The sequence below is a fragment of the Gluconobacter roseus genome, from assembly GCF_046058915.1.
Lineage (GTDB): Bacteria > Pseudomonadota > Alphaproteobacteria > Acetobacterales > Acetobacteraceae > Gluconobacter > Gluconobacter roseus_A.
On record NZ_CP175538.1, the window covers coordinates 2,338,173 to 2,360,666 of the forward strand.

The window sequence follows — 22,494 nt, forward strand, 5'->3', positions numbered from 1 at the left end:
CGGGCACAGGGGCGCCGAAGTTTGAAAGTTAATTGAAATCAGAACGCAGGTTTTCAGAACGTGGTGGTCATGTTCAGTCCCAGAACGGCGCCGCGGGATGCGGAAACCGCCCCTTTTCCGGTTCCTGTCCGCCGAGGTTCCAGAAATACTGGAAGTCCGGCTGAAGGGTGATGTAGTCCCGCACGGGGAGCTGCCACGTCAGTTCGATATGATGTTCCGGCACCAGAAGCCTGCCCGAACTGTCCGACAGGCGGATGACGTCCCGCGCGTTTTCCTTGGCGCGGTGACTGTAAAACCCGGTGCCCCAGCCGATCCCGATCACGTCATTGGGGCGGGACGGGACGAAGCCCTGAAAGGTCAGACCGGCCTCCACTTCCGTCGTGAAACGGTTGCGCGTCCCGCTGGCGAGAGTGGCGCGGACGAAGGCGTTGATCGCCTTTACGGGCTCGCTCACCGTGCGCCACAGGGCCTGATCCAGCACGACATATCCCAGCCAGGTTCCGGAATGATACAGCGGCTTTCCCGTGCTGTCGGGACTGCCGAGCAGGCCGCCATGACTGTCGTAGCGCGGGTCGGGGAAGCGCCCGGTATCGTACAGGCCGCCGATTTTCCATGTTCCCGGAAGGGCGGGTGCGTCCTTTCCCGAAAGACTTTGGGCGGCATCCACCCAGAGCTGTGCCTCCCCCATGAACAATGTGCCGCCGCTGGTGGAAAAGGTTGTGCCCGACGGGTCGATGCGGGTCGGGCTGATGTCGCTGTAAAACGGCCCTTTGGTCGGATTGTCGTCGGTGATGGCCAGCATGAGCACGAGCGGATAGGCGGGGGACCATTTGATCCGTGTGCCGACGGCGGAAAACGGCCATGACGGGCCGCCCGAATAGAGATTGCTGGACGTCGAAAGCGGCCAGCCGAAACTGGCATTCAGGAACAGGGACGCGTTCTGGCTGACAAGGAACTCGGTATCCAGATCGATCGTGCCAACGCGGATATCCAGCCGGTTTCCAAAAAATCCCTGCCCGTACCAGAGCTCGAACAGACGCGTCGTGCGACCTGCATCATAACCACTGACGGGGTTCAGCGACCCAAGGCGCTCTCCGGCAAGCGAACGTCCCCGCACCTGAATGGCGCTGATATTGAGCAGCCCGTCATGCCAGCCGAAAGCGCGCCGCGTTTCCAGCAGGAGGGTCGCGGCCGTCATGCCATCATAGGTCGGGCCGGGATGCTGTCCGCCCGAGGTCAGGCCCCAGATTTCCTCGACATCCTGAAGATTGAACCGGATCCCCTTGCGGGCCAGCCAGGACCGCGCCCCGCCTGCATCGCCCAGAAGCTCGGTGCCGGTATCTTCAGGCGGCAGGACAAAACCGGGCGCGGGAGAAGGCAGCGGCACACCGGAGGGCAGAACATCCGTCACCAGCGGCGCTGTGGCCGCGTGTCCCGTTCCGATCAGCAAACCCAGAATACTGCACAGACCGGCCAGATGCCAACGATCCGGAACGCGGTCTGACAAGACGGGCCCCCTTTACCCAAGGTGCTGGAATGTTCCGACCATTTACAGCAAGGGGAGGGGGATGGGAAGTGAAGTTATTATGACGTCCGCTCAGGATCAGGCGCTCAAAACCAGATATTCAGGGCCAGCCGGAGAGAACCCTGTCTTTTACGGGCGCGGGTAACGGCACGTAATCCAGATCCCGCGCAATATCGTCACCCTGCTTCAGGCCATACCTGAAAAAGACCTTTGTGGCAGAGGCTGTCGTCTTGTTCGTCGGGTGGAGAGGGACCAGTGCAAAGGTCGCGCTCATGATCGGCCAGGCCTGTGGTGCGGGGGCATTCAGAAGATTTACGGCGTAATGGTCTGCATGGGGCCAGTCTGCGCTGAGAGCCGCACTTGCAAATGCGTCTGTTCCCGGCGCAACGAACTGGCCCGCCCGGTTTGTCAGCTTCACGGTGTTCAACCGGTCCCGCCGCGCAAAGGCATATTCCACAAAGCCAATGCCCCCGATCGACTGACGCACGCTGGCTGCAACGCCGTCATTACCCTGTGCCTCCGCCCCATCGGCCCACATGCCGGTTTTCCAGTCCGGGGCGACGCTGTGAAGATAATCCGTAAAGATATGACTGGTGCCGGAGGCTTCTTCGCGGTGGATGGGCAGTACGTCCAGATCCGGAAGCCGCAGACCGGGATTGAGCGCCCGCAGACGCGGATCGGCCCATGTGGTGATCCTGCCATCGAACAGCGCGGCGAGTGTGGGGCCGTCCAGTTTCATCTGATTGGCTGCAATTCCGGGAACATTGATGACCACTACGATCGCACCGATTGCCGTCGGGAACTGGTAGAGGCCTGCTGCATCCAGAACCCTGCCCGGAAGTGGCAGGTCGGACGCTCCGAAATCCACGCTTCGGGCCATGACGCGCTTTTGCCCCTGACCGGAACCGAGGCTTTGATATGTCAGGGACAGGTCGGTCTGATGATGGATTCCATCGGCCCATCCCCGGTAAAGGGGGGCGGCGAAACTCGAACCGGCGCCTGTCAGATCGGCGGAATATGCGGTCCCGCAGATCATGAGGGCAAAGACAGCGCTCATGCCGCGCGCGAGAAACTTCACATGATGAAACACGTCCGACCACGCTCCGCTTGGATGTTCTGGCTGTGCTGTCAGTATCATTGCAGGGAATGTCATGGCCATGGCCGTCTGTGCGGTTTGCAGTCTGGAAGTGTGGCGACCGGGACACAGCATCAGTATTACACAATATTGCTAATGAGAATCATTTGCATTAACAACTGGAGTGAGGGAAACAGGGCTCAGTCAGAACGTCGCGACGGTTTCTTTTCCGATAGCGGATCATGGGTGCGCAGGCTGAAACCAGGGGTGTTTCAGTCGCAGGGAGCAGCACCTGGTCCGATCGGATGAAAAGCTGTCGGAAGGTCTGTGGCGTAGTTTCCAGAGTTCAGGTGTTGCATGCCGCAAGAAAACGATTTTTCGCTCTCCTCCCTGTCGGGCACGTCTTTCCGGTCCTCCCGTGAAGGTTCAGGCCAGAAATGGTCTGCCCTTGTCATGCTCGCACTCGGTGCAGGGCTGGGTGTGGCCGAAGCCGGCGAGGCCGAGGCGCAGGATGGAACGGACACGGCAGGAACGACTGCGACCGACAGCACGATCAATCTGTCTGCCGTGCGGGTGCACGGTCAGGCGGACGTCGAGAGTAGCAATACGAACAACACGTCTCTCGATATCGGGCGTATGCCGGGTACGGTTCGTGATACGCCGCAGACCATCAGCGTCGTGCCGAAGGATCTGATTATCCAGCAGCGTCTGTTTACGCTGGACCAGGCGCTCGCCAATGTTCCGGGCATCACGATGTCCACGGGCGAGGGTAATGGCGGTCTGAACGGGGACCAGTTCCGTATCCGCGGCCAGCAGGCGCGTGGCGACATCTATGAAGATGGTCTGCGGGATTTCGGAACCTATGTGCGGGACACGTTCAATACCGAGAGCGTCGAAGTCATCAAGGGGCCGAGCGGTCAGTATTTCGGTGCGGGCAATGTGGGTGGTGTGATCAACCAGACGCTCAAGAAGGCTCATCTGGGCAACCATTATGATCTGGACCAGACCTTCGCCAGTGGCATGCAGTATCGCGGTACGGCGGATGTGAACTACCAGCTTGGCAAGCACACGGCTCTGCGCGTGAACGGCATGTACAACAAGCAGGACGTGGCTGACCGCGACAATATCCGCACGGACCGTTATGGCGTGGCGGCGGATCTTGGTTTCGGGATCGGGACGAAGACGACCTATCACCTGAATTACCAGTGGCTCGGCAGCCGTGGCACGCCGGATTACGGTGTTCCGATGATCCAGATCGGCGGCATTTATTCTCCGATCACGAGCCATGGACTGGCCCGCGATACGAGCTATGCGCGCAGTTTCAATATGGATAATTCGAACATCCATATGGTGACGTCGAAGTTCTCGTCACAGATCGCGCGCTGGCTGACGTTCAACAACGATACACGCTTTACGCATTATCATCGTGACTATTCCGCATCGAACCCGAATGCCTGCACCGGGGCATGCGCCACGTCCTTCCTGGCGGGTGGCAATCCGGCGCTGGCTTATGGTGCGGGCGGTGGTGCGGCCTATAATCAGGATGGCTGGGGCATCCAGAATGTCATGATGGCGCGGGCGAAGTTCAATACGGGCTTCCTGCGGCATGACATCAGTGCGGGTGTGGACATCAACTACACCAAGGATGACCGGATCATGGGCACTTATGTGAACCGCATGAACGACCAGACGATCCGCAATCCATACTATTCGGCACCGAATACCTACATTACCTGGCCGTCTTCGGGACATCGCACGGCGGATTTCCGCGATCTGGGCCTGTTCCTGGCGGACAAGATCCATATTACGAAGCGCCTGTCCCTGTTCGGAACGTTCCGCTGGGGTAATTATGAGAGCACTTACTGGAGCGCTGCCGCATCTTCTGCGGGAACACAGTCCCAGTCGTCCAGCAAGTTCAGCCCGTCTGCGAGCCTGATGTATGACGTGGACGACAACAAGAGCGTCTATTTCACGTTCTCACGCTCCTACAAACCGGTCGGGACGGATGTGGCGTCCGAGGTGACGACGCAGTCCAGCATCGGGGACGTTCCGGTCAACGGCCGAAACCTCAAGCCGCAGCGCAGCGACCTGTTTGAAGTCGGCACCAAGATGGACTTCCTCAACAAGCATCTGGGCATGACGGCGGCGCTGTATCAGATCGAGCAGAACAACTCGTACACCTATGACGAGAGCGGCAATGTCATCACCGGCTTCCAGGATGCAGGAACCGGGCGTGAAATCCGCGGCGCTGAACTGAGCCTGACGGGCAAGATCACGAAGGACTGGGAAATCTACGGCGCCTATTCCTACATGGGCGGCAAGGTGACCAATTCCTCTACCACGGCCGGCAAACAGGCGCCGCAGCTTCCGCATAACAATTTCTCGGTCTGGACGTCCTATAATCTGTCTCCGCTGCTGCTCAAGCCGGGTCAGGGCAAGTTGAGTGTCGGTGGTGGCGCGCAGTACAGCTCCGGCTACTGGGCGAACGAGGCGAATACGGCCCGCGTGCCGTATAATTTCTCGCTGAATACCATGATTTCCTACCAGTACGGCCGGTATCATGTGCAGTTCAACGCCAACAACCTGTCCGATCACCTGAACTATGCTTCGGCCTTCAATACGGGCCGCGCCGTGCCGCAGTCCGGCCGGACGTTCATGGGCAATTTCGGCGTCGGGTTCTGAACCGACCTGTCATGAATGACCGGGCTTCATGAGGAACGTGATGTCATCAGGTCCACAGGACTGTCAGGATAACGGGATATTGCATCCTGCTATGCCTGTGCCGCAGCAGGTGAAGGCACAGCTGATCCTGGCACAGACCCATCTTGATGCGGGATGTGCGGAAGAGGCCTTTTCCTGTTTCGCAATTGCCGCACGGAGCGGTCATCCGGTTGCGCTGAACATGCTGGGCCGTGCCTATGAGCGCGGCTGGGGTGTGACGCGCAATCCGTCACTGGCGGCATGCTGCTTCGAGGCCGCCGTACGTGGCGGAGACGGATGGGCCATGTTCAATCTGGCCGATCTCTTTTTCACGGGAGAGGGCGTGCCGAAGAATCACCGTCGGGCGTACCGGCTTTATGCCGATGCGGCCCGCGCCGGGAACGCGAAGGCGCTGAACATGCTGGGGCTCATGCATGAAGAGGGGACCGCACCGGAAGGGAAGCCTGATCCGGAAGGCGCGCGCCAGTTCTATCTGGCTGCGGCCGAGGGCGGCGATTGCTGGGCATGGCTCAATCTGGGTCGGCTTTCACTGGAGGACGGCGAATGGTCCGATGCGGCGGAGGCGTTCGCAAAAGCGCTGGATGCGGCAGTCGATGGTGTGCCCGAAGGCGTGCTTGGTCTGATCCGGCCATATGTGCAGAAACTTGTTTTTCAGACTGTTCTGAGCCGGTGTCTGGCGAAGTACGCCGTGTCTTCAGACAAGAGGGCGTTCCATGCAGCCTGACCTGAAACAGCTCCTTACAAACGGTTTTTCTTTCATACAGAATGGTGACGTGACAGCGTCTGAAACCGTGACAGGATGGACATCTGGAGAAAGGAAACACTCTCATGGATGATCGTGTCACACAGGTTCTCGAACTCTATCACGAACGGCTTGAAGCCGAACGGCAGGAGCGGATCGCCGGGGTTCAGCGGCCAAACTCGGAGCGGTTTCTGGCGGTAGGGCGCCGGACCGGACAGCTCATCAGCATCCTGGCGCGGTCTCTGGACAAGCCCACTATCCTCGAACTGGGAACATCCTACGGCTATTCCAGCATCTGGAGGGATCGAAGAACCCTTGATTGATACGCTTGGCTGGTGATTTCAGGTTTTTGGCGATTTGATTGACTACTTTTGGGTTCGTTTTCGATCTGCGTTTTGAGCAGATTGAGTGCTGCCCCCCGCTGGATTGCTATGCATTCGCGCTGATCCGCTCCAGGAAGAGGAAGCGGCGCATATTATAGACGATATTGGCCAACCCGATCCTCATGGTGGCCCGCGTTATGCCGACGGTTCGGACGAACAGCCCGGTCTGTGATTTCTGATCAGCAAAGACATGCTCGACACGCGACCGGATAACGGACTTTCCGGCGTTGGATTTCTGGATATGCCTGGGCATAGGCTTGAGATGCGGCTTTTTCCTGTGAACCTTCGAGACAAAGCCCTGCTCCTCCATGAAGTCCTCATTCGCTTTTGAACGATAGGCCGTGTCAGCCCAGACCGTTGAGGCCGTATTGGTTTTATCCAGCAGCCCCTCTCTCAATCGCGCGCCATCACTGGCGGCGGCATCCGTCGTCTTCCATTTCCGGATGAACCGGTATTTCCGATCGATGGAAACATGCGATTTATAGCCAAAGAACGGGATGGCGAGATCGCTGGAGGGCATGGTTCCATCATCCTGCCGCTTCGCCTTCGTGAACTTCAGTGTCCAGCGCGCATGACGATCCTTGTGCGACAGCTTTGCGGGTTTGTCCTGCCAGTCTTCAGGAATACGTCCTTCCCGAAGATCGGCTTTCTCTGCGTTGGTGTTCCGCTGCTTTGGAGCAGCTACCAGTGTGGCATCCAGGATCTGGCCTGACATCGGTAAATACCCGGCGTTGCGCAGGGTCGCATCAAAGCGGTTGAACAGCCCTTCGATCGCACCCGCCTGGGTCAGACGCTCGCGGAACAGCCAGACCGTTTTGGCATCCGGCACCCGATCCGAAAGTCCCAGACCAAGGAAACGCATAAAGGAGAGGCGATCGTTGATCAGATATTCCGTCCGCTCATCAGACAAATTGTTGAGCGTCTGGATCACCAGAATTTTGAACATCAGCACCGGATCAAATGGCGGTCGTCCGCCTTTACTTCCGTCAGAATACGCCAGAGCCAGCTCCAGATCAGGGCGGAAGACTTCAAAATCCACAGTCCGGGAAAATGCTTCGAGCTGATCACCAAGCCCGCTCAAGCGGGCAAGCCGTTCTTCAACATCAAAGAAACCCGGCTGCTTCATCTTTCATCATCCCCAATCAACTAAGGGGAAATGGAATCACAGAGCAGACCTCAATACCAGGGGGTTTTTCGAACCCTCCATCTGGCTGGCCGAGGCTGCGCGCAGTGCGGGCGGACGGCTGGTGACGATGGAGCTTGAGCCAAACAAGATCGCCTATGCCCGTGACATGGCCGAACGCGCCGGGCTCTCGGACTACGTTGATTTTCACCACGGCGATGCGCTGGAGCTGATCGGACAGATGGATGAAGGCATCGACTTCGTCCTGATGGATCTGTGGAAGGACCTGTACGTGCCCTGTCTTGAGGCCGTTCTGCCGAAACTCAGTCCGGGCGCCATTATCGTTGCGGACAACATGCGTATTCCCGGTGGCGAGGATGCACAGAAATATCGGAAGGCCGTTCGTGCAATCCCGCACATGCTGAGCGTGCCCCTACCTGTGGGGACGGGGCTCGAAGTCAGCCGGTATTGTCCTGAGTAATTCCCTTTTAACTCAACCTGCGTCTGGGCGTGTCCCGGCACAAGAAAGCAACATGTTCAAGACATTCATGAATCGATACGGAACCCCACTGACGACCGGGTTCTTCATTGTCTCCGGCGTCACGGGCGTGGCGCTGTTCTTCCACTGGGGGCCAACAGCGTTTCATCCCATTCATGAATGGCTGAGCATGGTGCTTCTCGCACCCTTCATCCTGCATCTGGTGAAGAACTGGACCTCGCTGGTCAATTACGCCCGTCGCAAGACGCTGTATGTGCCGCTGATCATCGCGTTTGCGGCCTGCATCCCGTTCTTCTTCCAGGCGCCCAGTGGCCATGCGGGCAACAGGCAGACGGAATTCATGGCCCTGCCGGTTCTGGAACATGCGCCGCTCACGCAGCTTGCCCCGCTGGTCCATATGGACGCGGACGGACTGGTTCATCGGCTTCAGGCGCAGGGCTATACGGTCGGGTCAGGGGATCAGACGCTTGAGGATATTGCAAAAGCCTCGGGGCATCCGGTCAATGACGCCGTGGTTGCAGCGCTGCAAAATTCGCATGCTGGCGGCCCGGGCCATAGCGGCCATCATCCGCATCAGGAGTGAGACATAAAGCCCCGGTTTGACCGGGGCTTTTTTTATGAGGGCCCTCTCAGGACTGCGGACACGATACGACACGGAAGATCCCCCGAATCATTCTTGATAGTGAGAATGAGTCTCATTATCGTCGGATCAGTCTTCCCGTGATCCGTACAGGTGCCGTGATGTCCCTTAGCTTTTCCCCCTGGCAGATGTTTCTCGACGCCGGCCCGGTCGTGCGGGGCGTCATGACAATCCTTGCGATGGCCTCGCTCGTGACCTGGACAATCTTCATTGCCAAATCCATCGAACTCCAGCGCCTGCGCTCACGTCTGAAGAAGTCGGAAATCACGCTCGAAGACGCCGAGACACTGGATATCGGCGAGGAATGGACGCGCACCGGATCGGGCTCAGGTATCGCACATGCGATGGTCATGGCCGTCGAAGTGGAGCGTCAGCGCTCGCAGGACATTCCCGGCGACCGTGAAGGCATCAAGGAGCGCATCGTGCTGCATCTTGAAAGGCTGGAAGCCGCTGAAGGCCGCCGCCTGATGCGGGGGACGGGCGTTCTTGCGACCATCGGTGCGACCTCTCCGTTCGTCGGCCTGTTCGGCACGGTCTGGGGCATCATGTCGTCCTTCACGGGCATTGCGGCCGCGCATGCCACCAGTCTCGCGGTGGTGGCGCCGGGCATTGCCGAGGCGCTTCTGGCCACGGCACTCGGTCTCGTCGCCGCCATTCCGGCCGTGGTGATCTACAACCATCTCGCCCGCCAGACGGCAGCCTGCCGCGCCTGTGTCGCAGATCTGACGTCGCTCGTGATGCGCCTCGTTTCGCGGGATCTGGCGCGCGGGATCACTGGTGGCAAGGTGCTCCGCTTCGGCCGCGATACGCTGGCTGCGGCAGAGTAAGCTTCCATGGCCATCCGGATCCGCCATGCGGACGAAACCGTGCTTGAAGTGCACGAAATCAACGTCACGCCGTTTATCGACGTCATGCTGGTGCTGCTCGTGATCTTCATGGTCACGGCCCCGCTCACCACCGTCAACGTGCCCGTCGATCTTCCATCCTCCACGCAGCAGACAGCACCCCGGCCGGACGAACCTGTTTTCCTGACCGTCAAGGCGGACCACAATCTGGCCCTCGGCGAAAACGACGTGCCCGCCGCGCAACTGACGGAAGCGCTCGCCGCCGCGACCAAGGGCAACCGCGACGAACGCATCTTCCTGCGCGCCGACAAGACGGTGGATTACGGCACGCTCATGGACGTCATGGATCATCTGCGAAGCGCGGGCTATCTCAAGGTGGCGCTCGTGACGTTGCAGGGCCAGACGACCGGAACAACGCCCTGATGTCGGACGGGCTGATCTCCGCGCAAGCGACGCTGCCGAGTTTTCGGGAATGGTACGCGGCGACCTGCCGTCTGGAAGATCGCCGGAGTGCAAGGCTCTGGGGTGGCTCCGCGTTGGGTGTTGTCATCCTTACGGGGGCTGTCCTGTTCTGGGCAGTGACGTCCGCCCATCCCCAGCCCATTCTGGCGGCAGAGCCGCCCCCGGCTGCGATCAGCATCGATCTCGCTCCTGTCCCCGCGCCGGTTCCGGCCCCGCAGCAGGATGTCGATCCCGGTCCGCAGCAGGCAGTGGCCTCGACGGAGCCGCAGCCGGAAGATCCGCCCAAGGTTGAAGCGCCGCCAAGCCCTGCGCCCACCCCGCCGGTTCCGGTGCCCAAGACGCAAAAGATCAGGCCGCACAAGCCGAGTGTCCACAAGCCGCTTCCGCCCGTTCCGGTCAAAGCGCCGCCTGCGGAAAAGACGACGGCCCCGCGCACTGTGGAAGCCCCGCCCACGACCAGCCCGAGCGCCGCTTCGGCCACCACGTCCAGCCATGCGTCGCATGATCCCGTGACCTGGCAGGGGGAGCTTCTGGCGCGTCTGGAACGGTTCAAACGCTATCCGCAGGAAGCCCAGTCCACGCATCAGGAAGGAACGTCCCTGCTGCATTTCGTCATGGACCGCAAAGGCCATGTCCTGAGCGCCAGCCTCAAACGCAGCGCGGGGCATGACCTGCTGGATGCGGAGACGCTGGCCCTGATCCACCGTGCCGAACCGCTGCCCATTCCGCCCGACAGTGTGCAGGGCGATCCGCTGTCCCTGACGGTTCCCATCGAGTTCTATCTGGAACACTGATCCGCTTTCCCCCTAAACAGCGTGCAGGGGGAAATGACATGGATATCGTTCTCGGCGCCTCAGGACATGTGGGGAGCACGGTCGCCAGACGTCTTTTGGAGCAGGGGCGGGCAATCACTGTCGTCCTGCATCGTCCGGAACAGGCCGCTGCATGGTCTGCCCTCGGAGCCAGCGTGGCCGTGCTCGATGTTCACGATACGGCGGCCCTGACGGCGGCTTTTTGCAAAGCCCGGCGCGCTTTTCTGCTGAACCCGCCCGCCAGCCCGGCGCTGGATGTGGACCGCGAAGAACGCCGCACGATCCAGTCCATTCTGGACGCCGTCCGGGGAGCTTCTCTGGAAAAGATCGTCGTGCAATCGACCTATGGTGCGCAGGATAACCCGCATTGTGGGGATCTCGGGAGCCTGTACACTTTCGAGCAAGGCGCGCGGGAAACGGGAGTGCCGCTCTGTATCGTGAGAGCGGCGTATTTCATGAGCAACTGGTTCGGCGCCCTGTCCACTGCGCGGCAGTCAGGGGTATTTCCCAGCCTCCTGCCAAAGGATCTCAAAGCCCCGATGGTCGCGCCGCAGGATGTAGGCGAACTGGCGGCCCGTCTTCTGGTCGCGCCAGTGGAAGAGACGGGCACTTACAGCATCGAAGGCCCCGAAACCTATACGCCGGAAGACGTCGCAACCGCACTCAGCGCCGTGCTGGAGCGGGATGTGACAGTCGACGAAATCCCGCGTCCGGAATGGCCGGAATTCTATCGTCGTAACGGCTTCTGCTCCGAAGCCGCGCAGTCCTATGCCACGATGACGGGGATTTTTGTGGACGGACGCTATGAGCGTCCGCGCACGCCCTTGCGGGGTGCGACGGACCTTCAGACCTGCCTGCGCGATCAGGCGTCGATATCGTCCAGATAATCGGCTGACGGGACGAAGAACAGCGAACCCGTGACAGGGCGGCTGTAATCCAGCAGGCGGTCGTAATTCCCTTCCGGCTTGCCGACGAACATGTTGTGCAGCATTTCCTCGGTCACGGACGGGGAGCGGGCATAGCCGATGAAATAGGTGCCGAACTCGCCCTTTCCGGCTTCACCAAACGGCATGTTGTCACGCAGGATATCGACCTGCTTGCCGTTACGCGTCACGACATTCAGCGCGTTATGCGCGTAAGCGGGTTTTGTTTTATCATCAAGCTCGACATTGGAGAGCTTTTTGCGGCCGATGATCTTTTCCTGCATTTCGATCGGCAGGGTGTTCCAGGCGTCGAGATCGTGGAAGTATTTCTGGGTGATGACGTAGCTGCCGCCTTTGAAAGCCGGATCTTCATCGCCGATGATCGCGGCTTCACAGGCTGCGGCGTTCTCGGGGTTTTCCGTGCCGTCCACGAAGCCGATCAGATCCCGGTCATCGAAATACTTGAAGCCATGGACTTCATCGACAACCGTGCAGACGCCGCGCAGGCGGTCCATGACCAGCTTGGCCATCTCGAAGCACATATCCATGCGCGTGGCGCGGATGTGAAAGAGCATGTCGCCGGGCGTGGAAACGGCGTGATGGACGCCTTTGATTTCCTGAAACGGATGCAGTTCCTTCGGGCGCGGACCGGGAAAGAGACGGTCCCAGGCGGCAGACCCGAAGCCGAGGACGCAGGAAAGCTGCCCGTTCAGATCGCGGAAACCCACCGTGCGGCGCAGACCCGAAAGGTCCGCGCAAAGGCTGCGGATGGTCTTTTCCGCATCCGTGCCGGGATGGATGTTCAGGACCAGAAAAATGGCAGCTCGGGTCAGGGGCGCGGCAACGGGCTGGGGCGTGGGGTCGGGCATGGGAACGGTCTTTCCGTCAGCATTGCATGATGGTGTCGGGCACCGTTGATAGCGCGCCGTGCGCTGAAGGAACAGATTATGAAAACGGGCGAGCTCCGTTTTGAAATGTGCTGCGCGTGCAGTAGGGTCCGGCCACAAACGAGAAAGGCCGATCATGGACAGCAATCTGAAATGCCCCGTCTGCGGGTGCGAACATGTTTATCCGGATGGTGCGCTGTGGATGTGCCCGGAATGCGCCCATGAGTGGAACCCGGCCGAGACTTCTGCGGACAGTGGCGAGACTTCCGGCGAGATCCGCGACGCCAATGGTAATGTCCTGGCGGATGGCGACAGCGTGACGGTCATCAAGGATCTGAAGATCAAGGGTTCGTCCATGGTCGTCAAGAGCGGCACCAAAGTGAAGAACATCCGTCTTTCGGACGGTGGCGACGGGCATGACATCGCCTGCAAGATTCCCGGGATCGGCGCGATGAACCTCAAATCCGAGTTCGTCAGGAAGGCCTGACGGGCGATGGGGACACAGCAATGTCCCCAAGGATCTGGTGGGCGGCTTTCAGCGCCGTATGCAGTTCGGCGTAGATATTGCCGTCCCCAAGAGCTGGGGTGATGTGATGCCGGTCCATATCGGCGCGCAGATAGCCGCTCACCCGCCCGAAGAGCAGCGCAATGCCACGCTGGTGCAGTTGTGCAATCAGGTCCCGCAGGTCAGCGGCGGCGGAATAGTCGATGTCGGTGACGGGGCTCGCATCCAGTACGACACAGCGGACGGGATGGGGCGCATGCTCCACCAGATCCAGAAGATCCTGCCGAAAGCGCGTCGAATTGGCGTAGAACAGATCCGCGCAGAAGCGGAAGACGATCAGCCCGGGCGCGCTTTCCAGCCCATCCTTTGCGGGCAGGGCTTCCAGAACCCCGGCCGTCGGGGACTGTTGCAGCACCATCGTATGCGGCTCGTAGCTGTGCCGGACATGGCGGAACAGCGAGAGCGCGATGGCAAGGAAAATGCCTTCCTCGACGCCAACCCCCACAACGACGGCGGCGGTCGTAACGGCCAGCCAGAACTCACCGGGGCTTTCCTGCCGGATCGCGCGCAGGCTTTTCAGATCGATCATGCCGACCGCAACGGTAAAGACGATCCCCGCCAGAACGCAGCGGGGCAGGGCTTCGAGCGGGCGTGTGAGGAACAGCAGCACCATGAGCGTCACGCAGGCGAACGTGACCTGTGCCACCTGCGTGCGGGCACCGGAGCGCACGGCCATGGCCGTCTGGGTCGGGCTGCCATTGACGGTGAAGGTCCCGCTCAGTCCCGCGGCCACATTGGCGGCAGACAGCCCCAGCAGATCGCGGTCCTCATCAACGGTTTCATGAAACCGCTCCCCGAAGACCCGGGACGTGGCCGCACTCTGCGCGATGATGACGAACACGCAGGACGCCGCGACGGGCAGGAGGGCCAGAAGCTCGTTCCAGGAAACATCTGGCAGGCCGAAATGCGGCAGCCCGCCCGCAACATGCCCCAGTGTCGGAACACCGTGATGGGACAGGTTCAGCCCCATGCTCAGCGCAATACTACCGATTACGACGCAAAGCCCGGCGGGCAGATGTGGCGCAAGGCGCTGCTCGGTCATGAGAATGCCGACCGTCACCGCCGACAGCCCCGCGACCATCAGGCTCCCATGCGGGATCTGGCGGAAGGTCTCATAGGCCTGCACCAGCGGATTATGCGCGCTGACCGAAACGCCCAGCATGTCATGCAGCATGGCGATGCAGACCTGTACGCCCACCCCGGCCAGAAATCCCGTCAGCACGGTGCGGGAGAGAAAATCCGCCAGAAAGCCCAGCCGGAAGATCCGCGCCACCAGCAGAAGTGCCGCGCAGAGGAGTGCGGTCATGCTGACGAGCGCGATGTAATGCGCGCTTTCTGGGGGCGCCATCTTGCCGATGGCACTTGAGAAAATGGCGGCCGTCGCGGAATCAGCGGCCACGACCAGATGACGTGACGAACCGAATGCTGCAAAGGCCACAAGTGGCAGCAGGACCGTATAAAGCCCCGTCACCGCTGGCATGGCCGCAATACGCGTATAGCCCAGAACCTGCGGAATATTCACCGAGGCAAGGGAAAGACCTGCGACAATATCCGTCCAGCCGCGACGGGGACCGGTGGGGTTCTGCTGTTCCGACATGAGATGTGTTCTAGGCCTTTGCTGGAGGGATGTCTTCACAATGTCCAACAGGTGGTTGGGTCCAACCCGAAAATGCCTCATGATCCGGGCGTTAAAGACGGATCTTTCGTCAGTGCAGTCAGAAGGAACAGGATCATGACCCAGAGAGTAGCGCTCATTACCGGTGGATCACGCGGTATCGGCGCGGCGATCGCGCTGAAGCTGGCGCAGGATGGCTTTGATATCGCCATCACCTATGCCCGCAACGAAAAAGCCGCGCAGAAAGTCGTCTCGGAAGTTGAGGCACTGGGCCGCAAGGCCGTCGCCGTTCAGGCCGATGGCGGCAGCACGGATGGCAATATCGCAGCCATCACGAAGACGCATGAAGCCTTCGGACGTCTGGACGCACTCGTGTGCAACGCGGGCATCTATCCCTATGGCCCGATCGCCCAGATGACCGTCACGCAGATTGAGGATGTCCTGAACCTCAATCTGCGCGCTGCGATGGTTGAGACGGTCGAGGCCCTGAAATACATGAAAACGGGTGGCCGCCTGATCTATATCGGCTCGGCCTTCGGTGAACGTGCGCCGTTCCCGGGCATCTCGCTCTATGCGGCGACGAAGGCGGGTCTGATCGGTTTCACGAAGGGTGTGGCACGGGATCTCGGTCCGCAGGGTATTACGGCAAATGTCGTCGAGCCCGGTCCGATCGCAACGGATCTTAATCCCGAGGATGGCGCGGCCGCTGCCGTCATCCGCAAGTTCACGGCCACGGAATCCTACGGCAAGGTCGATGATATTGCCCGCACCGTGTCGTTCCTCGCCAGCCCGGATGCATCCTACATCACGGGTGCGTCTATCCTGGTGGATGGCGGTCTCGTCGCCTGAGACCGAAAACGGCTCCCTCGCTGTGAGGGAGCCGTCGTTGCTTCAGAAGCTGGTGGAGAGCGAACCCATCATCGAGAAGGGCGGCTGGATATAGTAGGACGGCGCGGAATCCGCAGCGATCTTGTTGCCGTACACACCCGTCGTCGCCCGGGCGTTTTCCGAGAAATTATAGACGCCACCCAGCTTGTACTGGCCGGTCAGGTTGGTGAAGTTCAGCTTGAAGACCGGCGACTGCGCGATGAAGAACTTCGGCAGGTGGTAGCCCAGAGCGAGCGAGTCCGAGAAATAGGACGGCATGGCCTGGTCGTTCATGAACGAGGAATACTGCTTGTCCGTGTAGCGGATGCTGGCATTCAGGAAGAACGGACCTTCCGTATAGGTCAGGCCGATGCTGCCCATGAACTTCGGTGTCATGATCGGCGTCCTGCCCTTGGTCTTCAGATAGTCGATCGAGCCGTTATCCGCAGCAACCGGCAGGTTGTTGTCCATTGTGGCGTGCAGGTATTCGAACGACAGATACGGGCGGAAGCGGTGGAACAGCGGTTTGGTGGACAGCATCAGGTCCACGCCGCGGATCGTCTCGCCACCCGTGTTGAGCGTTGTGCTGACAGGTACGTCATTGCTGTAGGTGTTGAGCGACAGCAGGCGGTTGGTGACGTTGAATTTGTAGACGCTGATATCCGCCAGGAACACGTTACCCGTATAGCGGTAGCCCAGCTCTTCCTTGATGGAATACTGTGGCTTTACATTGGCCCCCGAGGTGGTCATCGCACCCGTGGAGGTGCTGTAACGCGTGATGAGATTGACGGGGGACGGTGCGCGGAAATCGCCCTCGGCATTGATGTAGATCTGGTGGTGGGGTGCGAAGTCCCAGGACCAGGACATGCGCGGCATCGGTGAGACGAAGGTGTGGTTCGAGCGGCTGGCCGTGCTGGTCAGGAAGTCCTGTCCACGCAGCGTTTCGGAGACAACCTTGATGCCGCCGGTCAGCGACATCGTGCGGTTCAGGAAGTGCTGCGTGTCTTCTATGAAGCCGGAATTGAGGCTGTAGGAGCCGAGATAGTTCGTCGAATAATAGATGTTGCCGCTGGTGGTGCGGTAATAGGCGGCCGTATCCGTGTCCGAAGGCTGGGCACCCGTGACCTGGTTCATTCGCGAGAGAGGCGTCTTGAGGGAATAGGAATTCTCCTCGTGCCAGTAGCCGATCTGGCCATCGTTGTTCTCGCCATGCCAGTGCAGGCTGGCGACGACGCCGCCCTGCTGGTTGAGGGACATGGCATTGCTCGAGACGGCCGCGCGCGTGGCCGTGCTGATCTTGCCGTCACCGTTCAGGTCAACCTTCTGCAGGGCCGTTCCCGCATAGGTATGGCCTTCCTGCAGGCGCGAGGCGCTGTTCAGTGTGATGGCGCCGCGCTGATAGTATGGTGTGATGGTGACGCTGAAGAGATGATTCAGCGCGAAATGCATCGGCAGGGACGCGTAGAACTGGTCCTTGTCCGAGCCATGCGTGCCGTAATAGCTGCTGGGGGACGTCGCGCTGAAAGTCGCGGTGTAGCTGATGGGGGTTGTGACCGGCAGGCCGTTCTTGTCCGCGTAGAAGTTCGCCATCGTGGGATAGCGGTTCTGGTAATAGAACGAGTGGTTGTAGCCCACGAACAGATCGACGGCGCTGCGCTCACCGATCTTTTTGGTCATCCGGAAATCCATGTGCTTGCGCTCGCTGGTGCCCGAACCGCGCCAGGCGTCCGAATGCATGTTCGAAAACGAGGCATAGCTCGTGATCCCGGAATGGCCGATCTCGCCGCTGTCCAGACGGATGAATTCGCGCGATGTGTTGAAAGAGCCGTAGCTTCCGGAGACGAAACCGCCGAATTTCTGCGAAGGTGCGCGGGTGGTGATGCTCAGCGCACCAGCCGCGGCGGAGGTCAGCGGATCTTCAACCGAGATCGAACCCGGCGTCATGGATTCCGAGGCGATGTTGTTGCTGTCGATGTAGTTCTGGATGAAGTTCGACGCAGACGTTGAGGAGCCGTTGGCGATCGGCATGCCGTTGAGCAGGAAGCCGATGTCGTTGTCATACAGGCCACGGCTGCTGATGGAGCCGCCTTCGTTACCGGAAGGATCTGGCGTCGAAATGTTGACGCTGGGCAGGTTCTTGATGAGGTCAAGCGGAGAACTGGTCGGGCTCTGCATCTCGATATAGGCCTGCGTGACCGACTGGACCGAACGCGCCGCCGTTTCCACCCGCATCATGCCGCCGCCAGGGGCCTGACCGCGCTGTCCGAGAACGCTGATGGATTCCTGGCCACCCCTGGGCTCTGCCACGGTGCGTGGTGCGTGCTGAGCCGTCTTGCGGCTGTGCTTGGGCTTCGTGGCGTCTTCGGCACAGGCCGCATTTGCGGCCAGAACGGTTGCGCCGCTGAGGATCGTGGCAGCCGCCAGAAATTTTTTCCCTCTTCCCATCAGAAAGGAGAACGCGGGCAGTCGGCTGGGACGCACGGGGCCTGACGGAGAGGGGATTCTGAAAGACATTTCTGGCGGGATCCTGAAAAAACTAACGCTACGGTACCGTTATGAATCTGTGGCTTGAGATAAAGGAGGCGTTCATAAGAACATTCCCAAGGAAAAATTGGTAGTTTCATAGTCTGTCATGAAGCAGAGGTTTCCATTGCGTCATGGCAATATGGAAACTCCGGAACGTTCGCCTGTCAGATCAGGCGTCGTGACAGGAAGATCGCCGTTGCGGAGATCAGTGCGGTCAGGCCCAGATAGAAGGCTGGGGCCTGCTCCGTACCACTCCATGACATGAGGGCGGCGTTTGTCAGCGGGGCCAGACCGCCGAACAGGACCACCCCGAAGGAATAGCCGATTGTCAGACCACGTCCGCGCAGGCGGTCGGGGAATAGCATGCCGATGAAGCCGTCGAGGGCTGCGAAATAAAGCAGTCCTGCGACATTGAAGAGCAGTGGCATCAGCAGAATGCTCTCGGGCCAGAATGCGACCAGCCGGAACATCGGCCAGGGCAGGCAGAACAGGACTGCGCAGGACAGGAGCATGGGCCGGATGCTGTGGGTCCTGTCGAAATGATCGGCAAGTTTCCAGCGCAGGGGTGTGAACAGAAGCTGTCCGCCATAGGTCAGCAGCGCCGAGGCATAGGCGTGGGATGCGGCGACATGAAAGTGCAAACGGGCATAATGCGGCATGTAGATGCCGAGATAAGTGATGCCACTGCCCAGAGCGACAGCACCCATGACGGCGACCGTGCGCAGCAGGTTCTCACGACGCAGGAAAGGGGAAGGGGGAGGCGATGTGACCGGCAGGGCAGGAGGCTGGTCCCGAATAAGCCTGAAGCGCAGGATCAGAGCCGCCAGGCCTGCAAGCGCACCAAGCCCGGCGGCGATGCGAAAGCCGTAGCTGTCAAAGGCCTGTACCGGAAGCAGGAATGTCAGGGTGAGTGTGACGATGGCTGCGGTCAGTGAAGCGATGATCTGCCCGATGGCCTGCCAGCTTGCGGCCCGCGCTTCATGACCCGGCGCCTGTTCGATCAGGAAGGAGGTGGCACTTCCAAATTCTCCGCCAAGGGAAAAACCGTGCAGCAGGCGCGCCGTAACGATCAGGGCAGGTGCGGCAATTCCAATGGTCTGATAGCCGGGCGTGATTGTGATCAGCAGGCTGCCCAGCGCCATGAGCAGGATGCACAGGATCATCGTGAAGGTGCGACCTTTGCGGTCCGTGCAGATCCCCAGAACGATGGCGCCGACGGGGCGGGCGAGCAGGGTGAAGCCGAAAGTGGCGAGGGTCAGGGCGACCTGCGACAGCGCAAGTCCGGACGGAAAGAATGTCCGACCAATGGAGGCCGAGAACGATGCGTATATTACGAAATCATAATATTCGATGATGTTGCCGAGAATGGAGGCGATGACAGGCAGCGTCATCCCGGGTCGCGGGAGAAGCCTGTCGCCGGTGGTCATGATGCGCCGGGCCCGATCTGCCCTGACCCGGTCTGGCGGTCTCCAAGATTGCGCATCATGAACTGGATGAAGGAATGCAGCGTCGGCGCGCTGTAGCGTTCCTTGTGATACAGCAGATAGATCGGCCGTGAGGGCAGGGTGTAGTCCGGCAGGAGCGCCTGAAGCGTTCCGGCTTTCAGATCGTCCTGCACCAGATCGGTCGGCAGCATCGCGATGCCCAGCCCGCCCAGAGCCGCGCGTCGCATGGCCTGCGTGCTGTTGAACAGCCCACGCCGGCGCATTTCCACCGTCACGCGCCCCTTGGGGCTTTCGAAGTGCCACTCATGACGCGCCCAGTGCCAGGGCGATGAGGACGTGTAGGCAAAGGCCAGCGCATCATGCGTCGCAAGCTGCTGCGGCACCAGAAGCTCCTCCCGGCGGTCGAGATACTCCGGAGACGCACACAGCGTCATGCGGTAATCCGTCAGCCGGCGGCACATGAGTGAGGATGGTTCAGGCACGCCCAGGCGGATGGCGATGTCGAACTTCTCATGCGTCAGATCCACGCTGCGTTCCGTCAGCACCAGATCGACATCCACGGACGGATTTTCGGCCAGATACCGCGCCAGACAGGGGGTGACACTCTGGGTGCCGTAAGTGACCGAGGCCGTGACGCGCAGGGTGCCGGAGGGCAGGGTCTGCGCGACCTGTGCCAGATGTTCGGTTTCATCCAGCAGTTTGAGAATGGACTGGCATTTCTCGAAATAGACGGCTCCGAACGCCGTGAGGCTCTGCCGGCGCGTGGTACGACGCAGCAGGCTCGTGCCCAGACGTTCCTCCAGAAGGCGCACGTAATTGCCCACCATGGTGGGGGAAATGCCGCAGCGTTCTGCGGCGGCGGTCATGCTTCCTGTCTCGACGACCGCCATGAAGGTGGTCATGGCCTGAAAAACGTTCATTGCAAACCGCTGGTTGATAATGTTTCCATCATAGCAGCATTTATCGGGGCGATTGAAGGCCGTAACGATCCTGTTACGATGTTTTCCGTTCCGACCATGAAAGTATGTGCTGCATCATGCATTCCAGAGCATTTCCTGCATCCCGTCCATTGGCTCGCAACCGTCTTTTCAGCCGTCGCCGGGCCAGCCTGTGCGGCGTGTTCGGCATGATGGGACTGATGCAGACACTGGCGCTGGGCGGATGTGCGCAGACGGATCATGCGGCTGTCAGTACGGCTCCGGTTGCCCGGCCCAGCACGGCCACGACATCCATGGCCGCCACCGCCAATCCGCTGGCCTCGCAGGCCGCGATGGATGTGATCCGCCGCGGTGGCAGTGCGGTTGATGCCGCCATTGCGGGGCAGATGATGCTGGCCGTGGTCGAGCCGCAGGCGTCCGGTCTGGGGGGAGGGTCCACGATCCTGTACTGGGACAAGGGCGCTGGAAAGCTCTCGTTCTATGATGGTCTGGCAGCCGCTCCTGCCATCGTGCCGCAGGATTACGCGCATGACGCGGACGGGCACGCCATTCCTCACGCCCTGCTGGAGCGCAGCGGACGCGTCGTAGCCGTCCCGGGCACACTGCGGACGCTGGAGCTGCTGCACAAACGTTACGGCAAGCTCCCCTGGGCCGATCTGTTCCAGGCCGCCATTGCTACGGCCCGCAATGGCTATGCGATGCCCGGCTATCTGCATCTCGTCCTGACGGAACGCCCGGAACTGGCGCAGAAAGCCAGCTTCAAGGCCTATTTCGATGCGGACGGTCATCCGCTGCCCAAAGGCACGATCCTGCACAATCCGGCACTGGCCGAGACGCTGACGCAGGTGGCGGCAAAGGGCGCGGACTACTTCTACGGACCCGCTTTCGCGCGCAAAATTTCTGCTGCCGTGGCGACAGGGCCGTATCCGGGACACATCACGCCGAAGGATCTGGCAGCTTACAGGGTCCGCGAACGCGCGCCGCTCTGTGTCGAGGCGTTTGGCCGCCGCATCTGCTCCGCTGCCCCGCCGGTCGCAGGTGGATTGTCCGTGCTCCAGCAGCTTGCGATCCTTGATCGTCTGAAGATCGGCCAGTACCGCCCCGGCAGCGTCGAGGCCGCGCATCTTCTGCTCGAAGCCTCGCGTCTGGCAGAGGCCGACCGCCGCAAATATGCCGCCGACCCCGACTACACGCCCGTTGCGACGGATGAACTGCTGAGCCCCGCCTATCTGGACGCGCGTGCGGCTCTCGTCTCGAAAGGTGAGGCGGCAGGTCAGGTCCGTCCAGGCGTGCTGAAGAATTGTCTGGCCAGTCTTCCGGTTTCGGATGCGATGACGGTGCCCGCCACGACGCATCTGGCCATTCGTGACGCTGCCGGAGATGCGCTGTCCTTCACCACGACCATCAATCTCAACTTCGGGGCGGATATCGTGGTGGACGGTGTCGTCCTCAACAACGCGATCACCAATTTCGCAACGCATCCTGTCGTGGACGGGCAGCCGGTCGCCAATATCGCGGCCCCCGGCAAGCGGCCCATCACAACGATGGCACCGACCATCGTATTCGGCGCGGATGGCCAGCCTGAAGTGATCGTGGGCGCTGGCGGTGGCGCGCGGATCATTGATTCCGTGGTGCAGACGCTGGTCGGCCATCTCGCCTGGGGGCAGAACATCCGCACGGCCATCGAACAGCCGCGCATCGGCGCGCAGAACCGTGCGGAAGAGCTGGAACACGGCACGGCAGCCGCGGAGCTGAAATCCGCGCTTGAGAGCATGGGCCATCACCCGCATGCTGCCGTGATGAATGCCGCCGTGCAGGCCATCACCATTGGTCCGGACGGGCTCACCGGCTGGGGCGATCCCCATCGCGACGGTGTCGCCTTCGGCCAGTAAGCCTTTGAC

18 protein-coding genes and 2 pseudogenes are annotated in these 22,494 nt (G+C 60.7%); 12 read left to right on the forward strand and 8 right to left on the reverse strand.

The annotated features are described in order from the left end of the window. Positions 1 to 73 precede the first annotated feature (73 nt). Together ACJ2A4_RS10970 and pstS are read right to left on the reverse strand one after the other, a co-directional pair. Entirely contained in the window at positions 74 to 1,507 is a 1,434-nt protein-coding gene (locus ACJ2A4_RS10970) for a carbohydrate porin (protein ID WP_408872834.1), read from the reverse strand. Positions 1,508 to 1,625: 118 nt separating this feature from the next. Beyond that, positions 1,626 to 2,603: a phosphate ABC transporter substrate-binding protein PstS gene (gene pstS / locus ACJ2A4_RS10975; RefSeq protein ID WP_408872835.1), complete on the reverse strand. Its 978-nt coding sequence runs from the start codon at positions 2,601 to 2,603 to the stop codon at positions 1,626 to 1,628. Between the two features lie 354 nt (positions 2,604 to 2,957). Between pstS and ACJ2A4_RS10980 the strand changes: the two genes are divergently transcribed. The 3 genes and pseudogenes from ACJ2A4_RS10980 to ACJ2A4_RS10990 all read left to right on the forward strand — a co-directional run. Beyond that, positions 2,958 to 5,282: a TonB-dependent receptor gene (locus ACJ2A4_RS10980; protein ID WP_408872836.1), complete on the forward strand. Its 2,325-nt coding sequence runs from the start codon at positions 2,958 to 2,960 to the stop codon at positions 5,280 to 5,282. Positions 5,283 to 5,373: 91 nt separating this feature from the next. Then, positions 5,374 to 6,045, forward strand: coding sequence for a tetratricopeptide repeat protein (locus ACJ2A4_RS10985; RefSeq protein WP_408872837.1), 672 nt, complete (start codon positions 5,374 to 5,376; stop codon positions 6,043 to 6,045). Positions 6,046 to 6,149: 104 nt separating this feature from the next. Then, positions 6,150 to 6,362: pseudogene (locus ACJ2A4_RS10990) on the forward strand (methyltransferase); the annotation flags it as partial. Between the two features lie 130 nt (positions 6,363 to 6,492). Here ACJ2A4_RS10990 and ACJ2A4_RS10995 read toward each other — a convergent pair. Further along, the gene (locus tag ACJ2A4_RS10995) at positions 6,493 to 7,572 is read right to left on the reverse strand and encodes an IS5 family transposase (protein WP_408872354.1); all 1,080 of its coding nucleotides are present in this window, start codon (positions 7,570 to 7,572) and stop codon (positions 6,493 to 6,495) included. A gap of 79 nt (positions 7,573 to 7,651) precedes the next feature. On the opposite strand from ACJ2A4_RS10995, the pseudogene ACJ2A4_RS11000 reads away from it, so the two are divergent. From ACJ2A4_RS11000 to ACJ2A4_RS11025, 6 genes and pseudogenes are all read left to right on the forward strand, one after another. Further along, a pseudogene (locus ACJ2A4_RS11000) lies at positions 7,652 to 8,050 on the forward strand (O-methyltransferase); the annotation flags it as partial. A 52-nt stretch (positions 8,051 to 8,102) separates the two neighbouring features. After that, positions 8,103 to 8,651, forward strand: coding sequence for a hypothetical protein (locus tag ACJ2A4_RS11005; protein ID WP_408872838.1), 549 nt, complete (start codon positions 8,103 to 8,105; stop codon positions 8,649 to 8,651). Between the two features lie 158 nt (positions 8,652 to 8,809). Further along, positions 8,810 to 9,535: a tonB-system energizer ExbB gene (gene exbB / locus ACJ2A4_RS11010; RefSeq protein ID WP_408874162.1), complete on the forward strand. Its 726-nt coding sequence runs from the start codon at positions 8,810 to 8,812 to the stop codon at positions 9,533 to 9,535. 6 nt (positions 9,536 to 9,541) lie between these two features. Continuing rightward, entirely contained in the window at positions 9,542 to 9,976 is a 435-nt protein-coding gene (gene exbD / locus ACJ2A4_RS11015) for a TonB system transport protein ExbD (RefSeq protein ID WP_408872839.1), read from the forward strand. Then, positions 9,976 to 10,809 (forward strand): energy transducer TonB, encoded by an 834-nt coding sequence (locus tag ACJ2A4_RS11020; protein WP_408872840.1) that lies wholly within the window; start codon positions 9,976 to 9,978, stop codon positions 10,807 to 10,809. The genes exbD and ACJ2A4_RS11020 overlap by 1 nt, the downstream gene beginning before the upstream one ends. Before the next feature lie 38 nt (positions 10,810 to 10,847). Continuing rightward, positions 10,848 to 11,714, forward strand: coding sequence for an NmrA family NAD(P)-binding protein (locus ACJ2A4_RS11025; protein WP_408872841.1), 867 nt, complete (start codon positions 10,848 to 10,850; stop codon positions 11,712 to 11,714). Here ACJ2A4_RS11025 and ACJ2A4_RS11030 read toward each other — a convergent pair. Then, a complete protein-coding gene (locus ACJ2A4_RS11030; protein ID WP_408872842.1) occupies positions 11,690 to 12,619 on the reverse strand; it encodes a Dyp-type peroxidase in 930 nt (309 codons plus the stop codon). The genes ACJ2A4_RS11025 and ACJ2A4_RS11030 overlap by 25 nt on opposite strands. 154 nt (positions 12,620 to 12,773) lie before the next feature. Between ACJ2A4_RS11030 and ACJ2A4_RS11035 the strand changes: the two genes are divergently transcribed. After that, positions 12,774 to 13,124 (forward strand): zinc ribbon domain-containing protein YjdM, encoded by a 351-nt coding sequence (locus ACJ2A4_RS11035; protein WP_408872843.1) that lies wholly within the window; start codon positions 12,774 to 12,776, stop codon positions 13,122 to 13,124. On the opposite strand, the gene ACJ2A4_RS11040 is transcribed toward ACJ2A4_RS11035, so the two are convergent. Next, positions 13,111 to 14,799: a SulP family inorganic anion transporter gene (locus tag ACJ2A4_RS11040; RefSeq protein WP_408872844.1), complete on the reverse strand. Its 1,689-nt coding sequence runs from the start codon at positions 14,797 to 14,799 to the stop codon at positions 13,111 to 13,113. The two genes, ACJ2A4_RS11035 and ACJ2A4_RS11040, sit on opposite strands and share 14 nt — an antisense overlap. Positions 14,800 to 14,934: 135 nt before the next feature. Here ACJ2A4_RS11040 and ACJ2A4_RS11045 point away from each other — a divergent pair, with 135 nt between their 5' ends. Then, complete coding sequence (locus ACJ2A4_RS11045) at positions 14,935 to 15,666, forward strand: SDR family NAD(P)-dependent oxidoreductase (RefSeq protein ID WP_408872845.1); 732 nt, start codon at positions 14,935 to 14,937, stop codon at positions 15,664 to 15,666. A gap of 42 nt (positions 15,667 to 15,708) precedes the next feature. Here the strand turns inward: ACJ2A4_RS11045 and ACJ2A4_RS11050 are convergent, their stop codons facing one another. The 3 genes from ACJ2A4_RS11050 to ACJ2A4_RS11060 all read right to left on the reverse strand — a co-directional run bounded on the left by ACJ2A4_RS11050 (position 15,709) and on the right by ACJ2A4_RS11060 (position 20,575). Beyond that, entirely contained in the window at positions 15,709 to 18,198 is a 2,490-nt protein-coding gene (locus ACJ2A4_RS11050; RefSeq protein ID WP_408872846.1) for a TonB-dependent receptor, read from the reverse strand. 176 nt (positions 18,199 to 18,374) lie between these two features. Next, positions 18,375 to 19,601: an MFS transporter gene (locus ACJ2A4_RS11055; RefSeq protein ID WP_408872847.1), complete on the reverse strand. Its 1,227-nt coding sequence runs from the start codon at positions 19,599 to 19,601 to the stop codon at positions 18,375 to 18,377. A gap of 32 nt (positions 19,602 to 19,633) precedes the next feature. Next, positions 19,634 to 20,575: a LysR family transcriptional regulator gene (locus ACJ2A4_RS11060; protein ID WP_408872848.1), complete on the reverse strand. Its 942-nt coding sequence runs from the start codon at positions 20,573 to 20,575 to the stop codon at positions 19,634 to 19,636. Between the two features lie 149 nt (positions 20,576 to 20,724). On the opposite strand from ACJ2A4_RS11060, the gene ggt reads away from it, so the two are divergent. Further along, positions 20,725 to 22,485 (forward strand): gamma-glutamyltransferase, encoded by a 1,761-nt coding sequence (ggt, locus tag ACJ2A4_RS11065; RefSeq protein ID WP_408872849.1) that lies wholly within the window; start codon positions 20,725 to 20,727, stop codon positions 22,483 to 22,485. Positions 22,486 to 22,494: the final 9 nt, after the last annotated feature.